The following is a 15780-nucleotide window of genomic DNA, read 5'->3' as shown; positions in this document are numbered from 1 at the left end:
TGATGTTCGCGTAGCCACCGGTCGCCGCGGTGACCAGGACCCGGACGAGGCGGACGTCGCGACCCGGCCACTCGACGATCTTCGTCTTGCGGTCGCCGGCCCAGTTCGCGGTGGCCACGGTGGTGAACGTGACGCCGTCGGTGCTGGTGGAGATGGTCGCCGCGGTGATGTCGCCGTCGGTCGAGTTCGTCCTGTTCCACTGCTTGGGCAGGTATTCGAGGGTGGAGACCTGGAACTGCGTGGACCCGGTCGACGCGCTTCGGCGGCAGACCGGAGCCGACACGGCCGATACGACGGCGCGCACCGGCCGCCGCGGGACTGGACGTCATCGTCGTGCACTCCTGGGACTTGGTTGTGGGCGTGGGACCGGAGCCGCTTGCGCAGTGGGTCATCGTGTGCGCGGGTACCTGCACACGTAGGTAATGGCCGGGGGCAGGTTGGCCCACACGGCCTGAGTGGGCAGCACCGAGCTGAGGAGTTCACCGTGCAGGTTGAGCGGCTTGCGCGCGAGCTGGGTTGCCGGACCGATCCCGCGTTCCACCGCCTGCGACAACTTCCCCGGCAACTACCTGCGGCACCAGGGCTTCGAGGTCAAGCTCGCGCCCAACGACGGCACCTCCGGCTTCGCCGCCGACGCCACGTTCACCCGGGTCGCCGGCCTGGCGGACGCCTCTTGGTCGTCGTTCCGCTCGGTCAACTACCCGACCCGCTACCTCCGGCACTCGAACTTCGTCCTGCGCATCGACGAGATCACGACCACCACCGCCCGCGCCGACGCCACCTTCCACCTCGGTTACTGACCTCAACCCAGCGCACAACACCGGACCCGCCCGGCCGAGGTGCACCAGTCATCTCGGCCGGCGTCAGGAGACGCTGCAACGCCGCGGTCGGCCTCGTCCTTCCGGATCCAGGTCCGCAACGCCTCACGGACGACTCCCTTCAGGCGGTTGTTGCGCACGTCCCCGCCGCACTGCACCGTCGTGGAACGCGGAGGCCAGCGGTGCGCAGCCGGCGGCTTGGACCGCGACGATCCGCGGCAGCCGGTCGATCAGGTTCTGGTCGCGCAGCTCCACGGCGCCGAGGTAGGCGCCGAGCACGAGCGTGCCGTTGCCGACGTGCAGGACGAGCGTGTCGGGCAGCCGGCCGCCGAGTTGCTCCCAGAGCTCCAGCACGTACGTCTTCGTGCCGTGCAGGAAGACGGGGTTGTGCACGTGGCTGGCGTAGAAGACGCCCGGCTCGTCGGCGGCTCGGGCCGCGGCTCGGGCGGTGTCCTCGCGGGTGCCGGGGATCTGGTGCACGGTGGCGCCGTAGGCGCGGAGCTGTCCGACCTTGCCGGCTGAGGTGTCCGCGGGTACGTAGACGTCGCAGGCGATGCCGGCGCGGGCGGCGTAGGCGGCGCGGGCGGCGTAGGCGGCGACAGCAGTTCCGGCGTTGCCGCTGCTGTCGGCCATGAGCCGGGTGACGCCGAGGCGGGCGGTGAGGGCGGCCAGGAGCACGGCGCCGCGGTCCTCGAAGGATCCGGTGGGCATGAGGTAGTCGGCCTTGAGCGCGACACCGGGCTGCGCCGGCGCGGTGACCAAGGGGGTCAGGCCCTCGCCCATCGTGATGTCGTGAGGTTCGGGGATCGGCAGGGCTTCGGCGTAGCGCCACAGGGTGGGGCGGCGGGTCGCGAGATCGGTGAGCGTCGGCATGGCCGGTGTGAACCCGGCGAGGTCGAGGACGCCGTGGCAGCCGGCGCACCGCCACGGCAGGTCGCTCAGCGAGTGGGTGCTCCGCAGGCTGCGCATCTCAGTGCCAGGGTGGACAACGTCGAGGTCATGGGGTGGTTCCTGGATCGGATGCGTCGGCGCGCAGGAGGGCGTCGGCGATGAAGAGGTCTTGCAGGGCGATGCCGGAGCTGTCGAACAGGGTGATGTCCTGCCCACTGCGGCGCCCCTCGGCTCGCCCGGCCAGGACGTCGCCGATCGCGATCAGCGCGAGGGTGCCGTCGGCGATCAGGTCGGCGACGTGCTGGGCTTCCCCGATGCGCACCGCCTGTGCCGGCAGGTCGCAGAACAGCCGCGCCGCCTGGAGCAGCTCCCGGGGCAGTTCCTGCTTGCCGTGGGCGTCGGAGCCCATGCCGGCGACGTGGGTCCCGGGGCGCACCCAGGCGGCGTCGAACAGGGGCGCGGTGGCGGTGGTGGCCGTGACGATGATGTCGGCGGCACGGCATGCTTGCTCCGGCGCTGAGAGCCGGCCGGTAAGCCCGCGTGCGGCCAACCGTGCCAGGAACGTCTCGCCGTGCTCTCGGGTGCGGGCGACGACGTGGATGGTGTCGATCGGTCGCACGCGGGTGACCGCGGCGCATTCGTAGAGGGCCTGATGGCCCGTACCGAAGATGGTCAGGGTCGAGGCGTCCTCGCGTGCCAGCACGTCGGCGGCGACCGCGTCGGCGGCTGCGGTGCGGTACGCGTTGACGACGCCGGCCTCGACCACCGCGCCGATGCGGCCGTGTTCCTGGTCGAAGAGCAGGATCACCGAGTTGTGCCGGGGAACACCGAGATCGGCGTTGTCGGGCCAGTAGCTGCCGATCTTGACGCCGGCGAGCTGCTGCGAGGCGCCGGATTTCACGGTGAACCGGTTGCGGGGGTCAGACCCGTGGCCCGGGACCGCGGGGAAGACCTCGGCCTGTGGGCTGACGGCGGCGATGAGCGCGTCGCGTGCGGCGGTGTAGGCGAGGTCCTCGTTGATGAGCGCGGCGGAGTCCGCCTCGGCCAGGTAGCGCACGCTCACCAGCCCCTGATCCGCGTCCAGATGTCCCACACGGTCCGGGATCCGGGTTCGATCACGTGGTAGCGGTCGTGCTGGGCGGCGGTGGCGCAGGCGTGGACGGGCAGGATCCGCACCTTGGCGCCGATCGGGATGTCCGGCAACGACGCGGTGCTGCCGGGCCGGATCGACAGGATGCCGTGCTCCTGGCTCGCGTCGCTCATCAGCAGGTCCTCGTACAGGGTGCCGTCGAGATCGCCGACCAGCCCGTACGCCTGGTCGACCCGTTGGCGGGACGTGCCGCGGTCGCGGGAGGTGGCCATCCAGCCTCCGTCGGTGAGGATCCACCCCTTGTCCGGCCGGTGTCCGATCACCGTGGTCACCACGCTCATCGCGAGATCGGCGACGGTGCACACGCCGATGCCCGCCATCACCAGATCGAAGAAGACGAAGTTGCCGGCCCGGACCTCGGTGACCCCGGTGAGGTCGGTGGCGAAGTGCGCGGTCGGGGTCGATCCGACGCTCACCACCGGCACCTCGTGTCCGGCCGCCCGCAGCCTCTCGGCCGCCAGCACGGCACAACGGCGCTCGTTCTCCGCGGCGGCGCGCAGTTCGCCGTCGCCGTCGGCGAAGTACGACTCGCCGGCGTGCGTCAGCACCCCGCGCAGTTCCGCGCGGCCGTCGCGCAGCGCCTGCCCGATCTCGACGAGGGTCGGGTCGTCCGGCCGGACACCGCCGCGGTGACCGTCGCAGTCGACCTCGATCAGCGCGGGGATACCGGCCAAGCCGGTTCGTTCTGCGGCGAGCGCAGTCGCCTGCTCGACGCTGTCCAGCAGCACGGCCAGGTCCACGCCCCGCTGTCGCAGATCCACGACCCGGCCCAGCTTGTCCGGTGCGATCCCGACCGCGTACAGGATGTCCCGGTAGCCCGCGTCGGCGAACGCCTCCGCCTCGGCCAGCGTCGACACCGTGATCGGTCCCTGCTCGCCGTCGTGGAGCAGTCCGGCCACCTCGACGGACTTGGCGGTCTTGAGATGCGGGCGCAGGCCGGCGCCGAGCCGGTCCAGGCGTGCGCGCAACCGGTCCACGTTCGCCTGCACGGTGCTGCGGTCGACAGCGAGGAACGGTGTCCTCACGTCGTCGAGATCGGTCACGGTTTCTCCTCGGTACCGGCCCGGCCGGCGGATGTCTGTTTGCGGCTGTCGGCGAGATCGGCGTACACGGCGGAACGGGACACGCCCAGCCGGTCGGCGATGCGAGGCACCGCGTTGCGGACCGTGAAGGCACCGCGCCGGTCCAGGACGCGCAGCAGCGCCAACCGCTCCGACCGGGTCAAGGTGCCGACCGGCTTGCCGCGGGCCAATTCCTCGGCCCGGATCAGCGAGTCGATCACGTCGTCGAAGTCATCGCTGAACGTGGTGACCGGCACCTGCGCGGGCGGCGTCCCGGCCAGCGCGGTCAGCAGGTCGCCCGCCTGGCGCAGAGCGGTGACGTCGACGTTGACGCACAGGGCGCCGAATACGCGGCCTGCGCCGTCTCGCAGTGGCATGGTCGACGACTTGACGATCCGTCCATCCGGTGTCCGGGTCACGTAGTTGATGTCGTTCGCCGCCGCGTCACCCTGCGCCAACACCGCCAAGCCGATCTCGCTCAGGGCACCGCCCGCCTTGCGACCGGTCACCGCGCCGGACACCGCCACGACGGACTGCTCACCGCGCCGGTAGTCGTGCAGCACCACCTCGCACGTCGGCCCGAACGTCGCCGCCAGCCCGTCGATCACCGGCAGCAACGCCGACAGGATCGTGTCGGCACTCGCGTCAGCCAACGTGCTCCACCCTTCCTCGCCACCACCAGCCCGGCCTATAGTAAACGTCCAGGAGCTGGATGAAAAGTCCAGGGAGAGTCTCGGCGAAGTTGTCGGTGCCTCGGGCACTGTCCCCGTCCCCGGTAGCTCTCGCCGAAGGTGGCGCGGGCCATGTCGAGCGGGCCCGACGCGCGCTACAGCCGCAGGTCGACCTGCTGTGGCTCTGCGCCACCGCGACACTCCCTACCGTCACAGGTCAAGCATCAGCGGTTCAGTCCGCGGCGTTGGCGAGTTCGGCGATCGTGCGGCGTCGGTCGCCCAGGTCGGAGAGCAACTCGTCGATCAGGTCGAGAGCGGCCACCGGCTCGCCCTTGCTGATGTGGAAGACGATGGCGTTGGCGGTCGCCGTGACGGCGGTGGGCCAGTCCGCCCACGCTCGCGGTTCGGCGGCCGAGGGACCTCTGGTATCCGGATCCGGCATGAGGATTCCTTTCGGAGCGGCCCGGCGACGCACGGCAGTTCGACGAAACCGGTCGTCATCCAGGTCTCCGGACCTGAGCGGACGGTCGGCGCCCGGTTCATCCGGTTCCGCGGCTCCTTGTGACGTGCATGCATGCGGCGATGGTGAGCGCGAGGATGCCCGCGAAGATCAGTGTGAAGGTGACCGTCGTCGCGCCCAAGGCGGTGAGGAACACGCCGAGCAGGCCGCTCGCGAGCGAACCGGCTTTCCACCGGCGGGTCTTCGGCGAGGTCGAACCGCCTCGGAGCATGGCGGCGAGAGCGGGATCGGACGCCGTGAACTGCTGTTCGATCTCGTCGAGTCTTCGCTGTTCGTGACGACTGAGCATCGGATGCTCCAGTGGCCTCGGGTGTTCCCGAACGACGGAAGTACCCGACTCGTGCCCAGGCAAACCGACAAGGCCGACGTTTACCGCGCGCTGCCGCCGTGGGCCGCCGCGGTGGGTCATCCGCTGAAGAGGAGAGACCCGATGGCCCGCTGCGAGGTGTGCGGCAACGACTACGAGACGACCTTCGAGATCCACGCCCGGCACCGCCCTGCATCACTCTGCCGGCTATCGCACCGTCGGTGTCCGCGAACGCATCGCCCGACACCGAGGCGAGATCGGTCGGCGTCGTCTGCTGCCGGCCGTGGCCCGTCACGGGTGGGGCCCGCGTGGTGGCCGGGGCGGGTACATGGCCGCGCAGGTGAACACCAGCGCGGCAATGACGAGCACCGTGAGGCCGATGTCGATCAGGGCGTTGACGATCAGGGCGTTGACGATCAGGTCGGTGAGCACGGCTCAGTCCTCCGGTGCCGAAATCCGCTCGGCGGGCTGACCGTCGATGCTGGAAGACCACAACCCCGGCGACCCGACGGACTCGGCAGGAGCGGCCGGAACAGCAGCTGACCTGGGCATAGGACCTCCTCGAACACCGATGCGTTCGAGGTCTCCTTCACCCCACCGGGGTGGTCTCCCGAGGACACCGACGGGGTGTCCGTACTGACCGGGCAGACCCAGCGGAAGTACTCCCCTCCCTCCCAGTATCACTCTGCGCGGACCCAGGCGTGAAGTGCTTTCTCAGGGTGAGGTGGGAGTGATGGCTTGAGCGCGGCGTTGTCAACGCATGGACCGGTTGGATCCCATCCAGGCCGGTCCGACCGGCGCTGGACGAGACAGCTCGCCCAGGACCATCCCACCGTGGCGGACACCACCGACACCACCGACACCACCGATACCGCCGCGGCAGCCGAACGCACCGCAGCAGCTACGCCTCCACCACCCCCGCCGACGTCGACCGGATCCACCTCGTACAACGCCTAGAGGTGCAGGGCGTGCCGCTGGAGGAGATCGCCACCGCGCTGCGCAACCAGCACGCCGACGTCGGCGCGATCCTGGACCGCATCGACGAGGACCTGCGCACCCTCCAGGCCGCGGCCGAGGCGGCGTCACCGGAGGTGCACGGGCTACTGGCCGCGGTCGCCACCCGCGTCCACTCCCTGATCACCGTCGCCCTCCGGATCCCGCCCGATCTGCCCCTTCCCCGAGCCGCGGCGCAACCGCACCCGGGTGATGGCGTGGTGCTCCACGGCCAGCACCTCGATCGTCCACCCCGACACCGTGACCCGATCGCCCGGCGCTTCCGGGATGTGCCCCAGCAGCACCAGGACCAGGCCCGCGATGGTGGCGTAGTCGCGGTCGGGCGCATCGGGCAATTCCACCCCCAGGTCGACCAGGTCGTGCATGGGGAAGGTGCCGGGCAGCACCAGCGAACCGTCCTCGGCGGCCCGGACCGCCATCACGTCGCGGTCGGTCTCGTCGTAGATCTCACCGACGATCTCCTCCAGCAGGTCCTCCAGCGTGACCATGCCCGCGACCGCGCCGTGCTCGTCCACCACCAGCGCCATCTGCTCCCGCTCGGCCTTGAACCGGCGCAACGCGTCCGAGACCCGCACCGTGTCCGGGAACACCACCGCAGGCCGCGCCACCTTCCCCACAGTGCCCCGGTCGTGCAACAGGTCACGCAGGTGCACCACACCCACCACGTCGTCCAGATGCCCACCGCGCGCCACCGGCGCCCGCGAATGCCCCGACGCCGCCAGCTCCGCCCGCGCCGCCGCCACGTCCTCCTCCGCCGCCAGCGTCACCACCGCCCGTCGTGGCACCAGCACCTCGCGTAGCCGGCGTTCGTGGATCTCCAACGCACCTGTGATGATCATCCGCTGCTCGACGTTCAGGCCACGCTGCGCCGACACCAGCTCCCGCAGCTCCTCCGGCGACATCTGCCCGGAGTCGGTGTCCGGCTTCCCGCCGAACAACCGCACCACCAGGCTCGTCGACGCGCTCAACGCCCACACCGCCGGACGGGACACCGCCGACAGCACATCCAACGGACGCGCGACCAGCAGCGCCCACCGCAGCGCGTTCTGCATGGCCAGCCGCTTGGGCGCCAACTCCCCGAACACCAGCGTCAGGAACGTCAACACCACGGTCACCAGGGCGATCGCCACCGCCTCGGCGGCCCCGTCGAGGAACTCCAGCAGCGGCACCAGCGGCTCGGCCAACGACACCGCCGCCGTCGCCGACGCCAGGAACCCCGCCAGCGTGATCCCGATCTGGATCATCGCCAGGAACCGGTTCGGATCACGAGCCAACTTGACCAGCGTGCGGGCACCGGCGCGGCCGTCGCGCTCCAACGCCCGCAACTGACCCTCACGCAGCGAGATCAACGCCATCTCACTACCCGCGAACACCGCGTTGAACAACACCAACACCGCCACCAACGCAATGGTGAAACCGTAACCGTCCACACCCACTCCGAACCCCACCGAGTAGGCGAAACGCTACTGCGCGAGTGCCTCGTCCACCGTTCGAAGCGGCGGCGCGCACGTCAACCGTGGCCCGGTGCGACCTGCCGGCGCGGAGGAAGCCGACGGGTGCGGGGTACGAAGCCGCACCCGTCGACACGTTGCGTACGCGGGTCTACTCGGGACAGGCCAGGCGGACACCGAAAGCGCAGTCGAACCGACAGTGGGCGCCCGGAGATCGACGGGACGGTGACGAACGAGCCGGAGCCGAACCTGTTCCGGTCGCACGTGGACGCCCCGCTGCCCCACGAGCGCGGCGGGCCGGCGGCCCATCACCGCCGGCCGACCTCATGGGCGACGAATGGCGTCACCCCCGGTGGCGGGTGCCACGGTTACTCGCGGGTCTACCACCCGTCGCGGGCTCGCCGCGCCGCTCCGGGGTCGGCGCCATTGGCGCGCATTGGGTTGCGGAACGTCTTTCTCGGTTCCGCCACCGGGATGGTGGCGGATGTGGCGGACAATCCGGAGTCGGTCATCAGGTCCTCCCTCGTGTCACCACCACCCACCCCGCCAATCGCGGGTGCGTCAGCCGCCAGGCGAGCCCGAGCACAGCCACGCCGGATCCCAGGGCGCCGGACCGATCTCGCCACCCGCTTCAGAACGCTCCACACCCGGTCCGGAGCGTTTGCGCGCGCCAGCGCGCTGTGGTGCGCTGGGATAACAGCCTTGTCACGGAGAAGGCGGACAGCGAGTGGACGTGTCTCAGGTCGTCTGGTGGCTCACGATCGCCGGGATCGTCGGTCTTCTGCTGTTCGACTTCATCGCGCACGTGCGCAAGGCACATGTGCCGACCCTGCGCGAGGCGGGCCTGTGGTCGGCCCTCTACGTGGGAATAGCGATCCTCTTCGGCGTCGGCGTATTCGTCCTCGGCGACTCGACGATGGGGGCGGAGTACTTCGCCGGATACGTGACGGAGAAGGCGCTGTCGGTCGACAACCTGTTCGTCTTCCTCATCATCATGTCCAGCTTCAAGGTCCCCCGCGCCGACCAGCAGAAGGTACTGCTGTTCGGGATCGTCTTCTCCCTGATCGCCCGCACCGGGTTCATCCTGCTGGGCGCCGCCCTCATCAACCTGTTCGCCTGGGTCTTCTACCTCTTCGGCGTGATCCTGCTGGTCACCGCCGGCAACCTCCTCAAGCCGGAAGGCGAGGACAGCCACTCGGCGGACAACATCGTGATCCGGCTCGCCAGAAAGCTCTTCCACACCACCGACACCTACGACGGTGACAAGCTGTTCACCGTCGAGGACGGCCGGCGGGCCATGACGCCGATGCTGCTGGTCATGGTCGCCATCGGCGGCACGGACATCCTGTTCGCGCTGGACTCCATCCCTGCCATCTTCGGGTTGACGCAGAACGTCTACCTCGTGTTCACCGCCACGGCGTTCTCGCTGCTGGGACTGCGTCAGTTGTACTTCCTCATCGACCGGCTGCTGAACCGGCTCGTCTACCTGGCCTACGGGCTGGCCGTGATCCTGGGGTTCATCGGCGTGAAGCTCATCCTGCACGCGCTGCACGAGAACAACGTGCCGTTCATCAACAACGGGCAGCCGGTCGACGTGGTGGAGATCAGCACCGGACTATCCCTGAGCGTGATCATCGGTGTCCTCCTCGTCACCGTCGTCGCGTCCATGACCAGCGCCTGGGGCAGAGCACAGAACGTGATCGTCTCCGCCCGGCGTCACGCCATCGAGTACGTCGACATCGAGACGGACCCCGCGCGACGTGCGGAGGTCTTCACCGCGCTGCTCGCCGAGGAAGCAACGCTCAAGCAGCTCCCGGAGAAGTACCTGGCCCGAATCCGGGAAGAGGAGAAGCTGATGGGCCTGCTCAAGCGGGCCCACGAGGCCCACGCCCGAGCCTAGCTCGGGCGTCGCGCACCCCCGAACGGCGCGGCCGAGAGGGTGGTCGCAGGTTGAGTCCTCCACCCACGGTGGGAGTGGGTGAGGACGGCTCCGCGGAACTGCTGGCAGCACAGCCCGCCGAGCATTGCCATATGCAGGGCGGAGATGACCCCGCCGGCGTTGCACCCCAGCAGTGCCGCGCCGAGGATCTGGCCGGTGTCAGCGTCGACAACTGCCTTCCAAGTCCCGACCTCGTCATGGAGTGTCCCGGCCTCCGGGACAGCAACCATGGGGACCTTGACCACTTCCACCCTGCGTCCTTACGCGCGCCTGGGCCTTGGTCATCCGACGCACGCAAGTTCGGGCGTGATGAAGACTGCGTAGGGCACGAGCCGGCCGCCGGCGACCGCGTTGCCACCGGTCAGGTCGGCCTTGAGGATGCGGAAGTCGTTCCACGCGGCTTCCGCCCACCTCGGCCTCGGCTGCTTTCCCCGCCTCCACCTGCGCCGCCCTGCTCGACGAGGGCCACCAGCCCATCGAGGACGACCTGCTCTACAGCGTGGCCGCACCTGTCAATCCCCGGAATCCGGTTCCACGACCGATCGGAGGTCGGCCTCGACCGGTTTCGGATGAGGAGACCCGACTGGACCAGGCCCCATCACGGCGCGGGGTGACAGCAGGGCCTGCCTGTCTACGATGGTCGTTCTCGGAGGTGCGCTACCGACGTCCGATCGGGAACCAGGGCCGCATGGGGATGTGGTCGAGGTCGGGGTAGACGTCGAGCACCAAGTCCAACCCCGGTGACCCGCAACGGCATCAGGATCTTGCGAGTGCGTGCGACCACGCAGAATCCGCTCTCCGCGAGGCTCGCTGCCTCCCGGACGTCCGCCAGGACGTCGAGACCTGCTGCGCCGAAGAAGCTCACGTCGTTGAGGTTCGCGATCAGATCCGGGCCGGCGTGGTGGATCTCGCCCTGGAGACGGTCCCTCAAGTAGGGGGCGCTCGCCATGTCCACCTCGCCGCGCGCCGTGAGCACGATCGTGCCCGGTTGGGCCAGTTGGGAGGTGACAGTGAGGAACTTGGGGGCCGATTCGGGGAGCGATCGGTGTGTGGTCGGGGGGTAGCGGAAGGACGGATGTCCGAAATGGGAGGACGATTGTCACGGAGGTTCTCCTCACCAGACCGTGGCGTCCGCGGGGGCCAGGCGGGCGGGAGAAGTAATATACGCAGAGTAGCGGCCTACGGGATGCGCGCACAAGGCGGCACCCGCAAGCCTGCCGCCCCAGATCAGAGCGTCGTGGGGGGGTCGCCGGCGTGGAGCCGTACCGGTCGCCGCTGCCACGAGCCGACGTGCTGTCGCGATCACCTCGGATCACCAGGGCCCGGTGACGCCAGATCACCTCGACGAGCCTGCCGGGCACGGGGATGGGTGGCCTGATCGTGACATCTGCTCATCCCGACAGGCGGTTCCCGATTTCAGGATGAGCCGACCGGCCGATGCCGTGCCGGATCACGGCGGTCGCAACGTCACCTACCTGCTGATGAGCGCCGGCCTCGGCGGGCAACGCGGAGAAGGTGACGCTGAAGGCCGCAGACACCGCCTTGCTCCAGGATTGCGGGTTTGATCGGTTGCCGACCCGTCTACCGGGTGGGACCCTGAAGGGGACATCGCGGACCCACTGCGGTGCCATGCCGCCCGAGACCCCGGCGCGCTGTCCGGTGCGATCATGGAGTCTCCGATGTCGACCTTCGAAATCCAAGCGGTGCCGTCGAAGCGGGGCAGTGACTTTGCCGAACTGTCCCGAATCATCAACCACGCCGGGCTGTTGGAGCGCCGAACCGGTTACTACGCCGCGAAGATCGTGCTCAACCTGCTGGCGTTCGCCGGGGGCTGGGTCGCGTTCGTCCTGATCGGCGACACGTGGTGGCAGCTGTTCATGGCCGCGTTCTTCGCCGTCATGTTCACCCAGCTCTCGTTCATCGGCCACGATGCCGGGCACAAGCAGATCTTCCGCACCCGTCGCGCCAACGACGCGGTCGGCCACCTGCACGCAGGTCTGACCGGCCTGAGCTACGGGTGGTGGATCGGCAAGCACACCCGCCACCACGCCAACCCGAACCACGAGGACGAAGACCCCGACATCGACATCGCGGTGCTCGCCTTCACCGCTCGACAGGGTTCGGCCAAGCGTGGCTTCTTGCGGTGGATGGCGAAGTACCAGGCGTTCCTGTTCTTCCCGCTGTTGTTGCTGGAAGGCCTGGACCTGCACGTGTCCAGCGTCCGGGCGGTGGGCAAGGGCGAGGTCAAGTCACGGACGTTGGAAGCGGGTTTGCTGATCGGCCACTTCGCCGCTTACCTGACGGCGGTGTTCCTCGTTCTCTCGCCGCTGACCGGGATCGTGTTCGTCCTGGTGCACCACGCGTTGTGGGGTCTCTACATGGGGTGTTCCTTCGCCCCCGGCCACAAGGGCATGCCCACGTTGTCCGCCGGCCACGAGCTGGACTTCCTGCGCAAGCAGGTGCTCACCTCGCGCAATGTGCGCGGCGGACACGCCGTCGACTTCGTGCTCGGCGGCCTGAACTACCAGATCGAGCACCACCTGTTCCCGAGCATGCCCAGGCCCAGCCTCCGCCGGGCGCAGATCGTCGTGCGCGAGTTCTGCGAGCAGCGCGGGATCGACTACGCCCAGTGCGGCTGGCCGGCCTCCTACGGCCACGTCCTGCACCACCTTCACGCGGTCGGCGCGCCTCTGCGCGCGACATCGCCGGAGGTCAGCTAGGCCCTCCACGGCTTGCGCTCCCCGACTGCCTCCAGGCCGGGATCCTCGGTTCGGGTCGCCGTGTCCGCGTCCCGCACCGCCTGGGTGAACACGAGGCTGCTCTGCTGTTCGAAGTACCGCGTTCTCGTGCCGCAGCACGAGAAGCTCCGCGTCCTTGGCCGACTCACCGCGGAGCAGGAGTGACGAGACAGAGAGCAACTTCCGGGTCACCTTGTACGGCAGGGACACGATCACCTGGACATGCTCTCAACCCACTGGCGCCGTCGCTCTACCAGCGACGATGGCTCTTCGAGCGGCACACCCTGCACGGCTTCGCCCACAACCGGATCTGGTCGCGATCGTGGCCCTGGCGGTCGAGCTGACCCCATGGACCAGATGCTCGCCCTGACCGGTCACCGGCCAGGCGATGGGAGCCCAGAGATCACGAACCGAACCCCGCGTGACGCCGATGGCGAGTGCCCGGGATGAGCACTCGCCACCCACGCGTCCGAACGGTGTCAGAGGTGGGCCATGGTGTCAGGTGCGGCCATGGTGTCCGCCATGGCTTCGGCGAGCAGCCGGTAGGACCGGAGCCGGTCAGCCGGGTCGTGGGTCAGGGTGTTGACCACCAGCTCACACACCCCGTGCGCGTCCGCGAGTCCGATCAGGGCGGTGCGGGCCTGCTCGGCGGTGCCGTGGACCAGGGTGCGGCGGTTGACCGCGGCCCGGTCGAGTTCCGCCGGGGTCCACCGGTGCCGTCGGACCCGGTCGGACCCGGGCAGGGTTTCGTCGTGGCCAAGGTCGCGCCGGCTGCGCCAGAGCAGGAACGCCTCGGCCAACGCGTCGGCCTCACCGGCTGTGTCGGCGACCATCACCCGGACCGCCACCGCGCCGCGCGGCTCGGGCACGGCGTCGCCGCCGCTTGAAGGGGAGGCGACGTCGCCGCGCACCGATCCACCTGCGTGGTAGCGGCTCATCGCCGCCTCACCGGGGTCCGAGTTCAGGAAGTGGGCGAAGCAGTACGCCGTGCCCAATCGCGCCGCCAACTCCGCAGAGCCGGTGCTCGCGCCGAGCAGCCACACCGGCGGCTCCGGACCGAGCCGGGCCAGCAGCTCCACCAGCTTCCGCGGGAAATCGGCGGCCGGGCCGCCCGCACGGCCGACGCCCAGGTCGACCCGACCAGGGTGCAGGGCCGACAGGATCCGGAACACCTCGGCGACCTTCACCGACGGGTACCGCGGCAGCAACACTCCCCCGCTGCCCACGCGCATCGACGTGGTGACCGCCAGGACAGCGCCGACCATGACCTCCGGTGCGGCGCCCGCGAACGCCGCAGAGCCGTGGTGCTCGGCCACCCAATACCGGGCGAACCCCAACTCCTCCGCCGCCCGGGCCAGCGCGAGAGACGCCCGCAGCGCCTCCGCCTCCGTGCCGCCGTCCGGCACCGGTGACTGGTCCAAGACCGACAACTGTCACCGCCGCCGGCGACCGGACCGCCCCGCCCACTCGCCCAGCCGACCACGGCCGCCACGTCCAGCAGCGCCGCCGGGTGCGGGTGGACGGGTGCCAGCCGGCACTCGACGCTGACCACGGTCCAGCCGCTGAGCCCGGCCAACTCGGCGCAGGGCTGGTGCCACCCCGCCACCCCGCCACCGAGCCGCCGAGCCGCCGAGCCGCCGATCCAGCTTCCGCCGTGCGCCCAGACCAGCGTGCCGCCGGCGGCCGTGGCGGGTCGGAACAGTCGGACCGGACGACCGGCGGCGGTGGTGTCGACCCAGGTCACCTCGACGCGTGTCGCGTCGGCCGTCACGACACCCGCTCGGCCGACCGGGACTTCAGGAACAGCGCGACCAGGACACCGGCGACGACGCACAGCCCGGCGTTGACCCAGATCGCGGTCGTGACGCCGGTCAGCACGGTGGACGGTGTCTCCCCGCCGAGGGCGTGGACCTGTGCCGCGGCGATGGCGCTCATGATCGGGATGCCCATGGTGATGCCGATCTGCTGGCTCATCGTGGCCAGGCCGGTGGCCAGTCCCTGTTCCGCGTCGGGCAGGCCGGACGTCGCGGTCACCATGAAGCCGACGATCGCGATCAGGTTGGCCACGCCGCCTGCGAAGGTGGCGATCAGCAGCAGCGGCATCCAGGCCGACGACGGGCCGAGCAGCACCAGCGGCAACGTCGCCGCGGCCTGGACGGCGAAGCCGGTCACGATGGCCCGCTTCGGGCCGAGCCTGCCGATGAGCTTGGGCGCGGTGACGCCGCCGATCACGGTGCCGATGCCGAGCACGGCGAACGACAGGCCGGCCGCCAACGGCGTGAACCCGAGCACCTTCTGCAGGTACAGGGTCAGCAGGAACACCAGCGACGTCTCGGTGATGAACGCCAGCAGGCCCGCGAAGTTGCCCCAGGCCACGTTGCCGCGACGCAGGATCCACACCGGCACCAGGGGATCGGCGACCCTCTTCTCCACCTGCCAGAACACCGCGAGCAACACGGCACCCAACGCCAGCGAGCCCAGCGTGAGCGGGCTGGACCAGGAGTTCTCACCCGCGCTGCTCAGCCCGAACACGATGGCGAGCAGGCCGAGCGTCACGGTCACCGCGCCCGGCAGGTCCAACCGGACCCGACGCTCGGGACGGCTCTCCGCGATCACCATCGGCGCGATCACGAGCACGGCCACCGCGACCGGCACGTTGATCAGGAACGCCCACCGCCAGCTCAACAGGTCGGTCAGCAGGCCGCCGAGGATCGCGCCGGTGGTGAACCCGGCCGCCATCAGCGCGCCGTTGAGGCCGAGCGCGCGGGCCCGCAGACCGCCTTCCGGGAACGACGTGGTGAGCAGCGACAACGCGGCGGGCGTGATCGCCGCGGTGGCCAGGCCCTGCGCGACCCGGGCGATCAGCAGCAGCGCCAGGTCCCGGGCCAGGCCACCGACCAGGGACGCCACCCCGAGCAGCGCCATGCCGGCCAGGAACAGCCTGCGCCTGCCGAACAGATCCGCCACCCGGCCGAACAGCAGGGTGAAGCCCGCCGCGCACAACGCGAACGACGTGGCGATCCACTGCAGGTTCTCCAGTGAGAACCCGACCTCGGCGCCGATCACCGGCAGCGCCACGTTGAGGATGGAGAAATCCACCGCCAGCGTGAAACTCGCGGTCAGCAGCAGGATCAGAATCAGTCGCTGGCGCGGCGTCATCCGAGGCGTGGGTTCGAGCGTTGGCACGGCCGCTGCCGTCGTGGCACTGTCGACGTTCTCC

17 protein-coding genes and 1 pseudogene are annotated in these 15780 nt (G+C 69.8%); 4 read left to right on the top strand and 14 right to left on the bottom strand.

Features of this window, described 5'->3' with window-relative positions; genetic code table 11:
- On the bottom strand, positions 1-283 hold a 283-nt coding region (locus tag ALI22I_RS06000; protein WP_202970729.1), incomplete at its 3' end, for a hypothetical protein.
- Positions 284-491: 208 nt separating this feature from the next.
- Here ALI22I_RS06000 and ALI22I_RS05995 point away from each other — a divergent pair.
- Positions 492-800: an AbfB domain-containing protein gene (locus tag ALI22I_RS05995; protein WP_238598138.1), complete on the top strand. Its 309-nt coding sequence runs from the start codon at positions 492-494 to the stop codon at positions 798-800.
- A gap of 123 nt (positions 801-923) precedes the next feature.
- Here the strand turns inward: ALI22I_RS05995 and ALI22I_RS05990 are convergent, their stop codons facing one another.
- The 7 genes from ALI22I_RS05990 to ALI22I_RS50460 all read right to left on the bottom strand — a co-directional run bounded on the left by ALI22I_RS05990 (position 924) and on the right by ALI22I_RS50460 (position 5850).
- Positions 924-1787: a pyridoxal-phosphate dependent enzyme gene (locus tag ALI22I_RS05990; protein ID WP_083751464.1), complete on the bottom strand. Its 864-nt coding sequence runs from the start codon at positions 1785-1787 to the stop codon at positions 924-926.
- A gap of 28 nt (positions 1788-1815) precedes the next feature.
- Positions 1816-2772, bottom strand: coding sequence for an ornithine cyclodeaminase family protein (locus tag ALI22I_RS05985; RefSeq protein ID WP_238598137.1), 957 nt, complete (start codon positions 2770-2772; stop codon positions 1816-1818).
- Positions 2769-3902 carry a DSD1 family PLP-dependent enzyme gene (locus ALI22I_RS05980; protein ID WP_238598136.1) on the bottom strand — a complete coding sequence of 378 codons (1134 nt, stop codon included), beginning with the start codon at positions 3900-3902 and terminating at the stop codon, positions 2769-2771. Before ALI22I_RS05980 ends, ALI22I_RS05985 begins: the two co-directional genes overlap by 4 nt.
- Entirely contained in the window at positions 3899-4573 is a 675-nt protein-coding gene (locus tag ALI22I_RS05975; protein ID WP_077004507.1) for a helix-turn-helix transcriptional regulator, read from the bottom strand. The genes ALI22I_RS05980 and ALI22I_RS05975 overlap by 4 nt, the downstream gene beginning before the upstream one ends.
- Before the next feature lie 250 nt (positions 4574-4823).
- Positions 4824-5033 carry a hypothetical protein gene (locus tag ALI22I_RS05970; protein WP_077004506.1) on the bottom strand — a complete coding sequence of 70 codons (210 nt, stop codon included), beginning with the start codon at positions 5031-5033 and terminating at the stop codon, positions 4824-4826.
- A gap of 97 nt (positions 5034-5130) precedes the next feature.
- Positions 5131-5595, bottom strand: a complete 465-nt coding sequence (locus ALI22I_RS05965) for a DUF3040 domain-containing protein (RefSeq protein WP_143531994.1) — start codon at positions 5593-5595, stop codon at positions 5131-5133.
- Positions 5596-5709: 114 nt separating this feature from the next.
- Positions 5710-5850: a hypothetical protein gene (locus ALI22I_RS50460; RefSeq protein ID WP_179118108.1), complete on the bottom strand. Its 141-nt coding sequence runs from the start codon at positions 5848-5850 to the stop codon at positions 5710-5712.
- A 402-nt stretch (positions 5851-6252) separates the two neighbouring features.
- On the opposite strand from ALI22I_RS50460, the gene ALI22I_RS54485 reads away from it, so the two are divergent.
- Positions 6253-6375, top strand: a complete 123-nt coding sequence (locus ALI22I_RS54485) for a hypothetical protein (protein ID WP_274522754.1) — start codon at positions 6253-6255, stop codon at positions 6373-6375.
- Between the two features lie 143 nt (positions 6376-6518).
- On the opposite strand, the gene ALI22I_RS05955 is transcribed toward ALI22I_RS54485, so the two are convergent.
- A complete protein-coding gene (locus ALI22I_RS05955) occupies positions 6519-7862 on the bottom strand; it encodes a hemolysin family protein (RefSeq protein ID WP_077004522.1) in 1344 nt (447 codons plus the stop codon).
- 754 nt (positions 7863-8616) lie between these two features.
- On the opposite strand from ALI22I_RS05955, the gene ALI22I_RS05950 reads away from it, so the two are divergent.
- Positions 8617-9783, top strand: coding sequence for a TerC family protein (locus tag ALI22I_RS05950; protein ID WP_077004521.1), 1167 nt, complete (start codon positions 8617-8619; stop codon positions 9781-9783).
- Here ALI22I_RS05950 and ALI22I_RS55400 read toward each other — a convergent pair.
- Both ALI22I_RS55400 and ALI22I_RS55395 read right to left on the bottom strand, forming a co-directional pair.
- Positions 9780-10067: a hypothetical protein gene (locus tag ALI22I_RS55400; RefSeq protein ID WP_077004504.1), complete on the bottom strand. Its 288-nt coding sequence runs from the start codon at positions 10065-10067 to the stop codon at positions 9780-9782. The two genes, ALI22I_RS05950 and ALI22I_RS55400, sit on opposite strands and share 4 nt — an antisense overlap.
- A gap of 386 nt (positions 10068-10453) precedes the next feature.
- Positions 10454-10801 carry an STAS domain-containing protein gene (locus ALI22I_RS55395; RefSeq protein ID WP_443216898.1) on the bottom strand — a complete coding sequence of 116 codons (348 nt, stop codon included), beginning with the start codon at positions 10799-10801 and terminating at the stop codon, positions 10454-10456.
- 700 nt (positions 10802-11501) lie between these two features.
- On the opposite strand from ALI22I_RS55395, the gene ALI22I_RS05940 reads away from it, so the two are divergent.
- The gene (locus tag ALI22I_RS05940; protein ID WP_077004503.1) at positions 11502-12542 is read left to right on the top strand and encodes a fatty acid desaturase family protein; all 1041 of its coding nucleotides are present in this window, start codon (positions 11502-11504) and stop codon (positions 12540-12542) included.
- 497 nt (positions 12543-13039) lie between these two features.
- Here the strand turns inward: ALI22I_RS05940 and ALI22I_RS05930 are convergent, their stop codons facing one another.
- From ALI22I_RS05930 to ALI22I_RS05920, 3 genes and pseudogenes are all read right to left on the bottom strand, one after another.
- Positions 13040-13981 (bottom strand): LLM class flavin-dependent oxidoreductase, encoded by a 942-nt coding sequence (locus tag ALI22I_RS05930; protein ID WP_202970727.1) that lies wholly within the window; start codon positions 13979-13981, stop codon positions 13040-13042.
- 50 nt (positions 13982-14031) lie between these two features.
- Positions 14032-14304, bottom strand: a pseudogene (locus ALI22I_RS55390) (alpha/beta hydrolase); the annotation flags it as partial.
- 23 nt (positions 14305-14327) lie between these two features.
- Entirely contained in the window at positions 14328-15719 is a 1392-nt protein-coding gene (locus ALI22I_RS05920) for an MFS transporter (RefSeq protein ID WP_077004500.1), read from the bottom strand.
- Positions 15720-15780: the final 61 nt, after the last annotated feature.

Source organism: Saccharothrix sp. ALI-22-I, from assembly GCF_001984175.1.
Taxonomy (GTDB): Bacteria; Actinomycetota; Actinomycetes; order Mycobacteriales; family Pseudonocardiaceae; genus Actinosynnema.
The sequence above is the reverse complement of the archived record's forward strand: the minus strand, read 5'-3'. Positions and strand labels throughout refer to the sequence as shown.

Coding starts and splice junctions, on each gene's coding strand:
- ALI22I_RS05990 (WP_083751464.1), bottom strand. CDS start 1,787: ATGCGCAGCCTGCGGAGCACCCACTCGCTGAGCGACCTGCCGTGGCGG.
- ALI22I_RS05970 (WP_077004506.1), bottom strand. CDS start 5,033: ATGCCGGATCCGGATACCAGAGGTCCCTCGGCCGCCGAACCGCGAGCG.
- ALI22I_RS05940 (WP_077004503.1), top strand. CDS start 11,502: ATGTCGACCTTCGAAATCCAAGCGGTGCCGTCGAAGCGGGGCAGTGAC.
- ALI22I_RS05920 (WP_077004500.1), bottom strand. CDS start 15,719: ATGACGCCGCGCCAGCGACTGATTCTGATCCTGCTGCTGACCGCGAGT.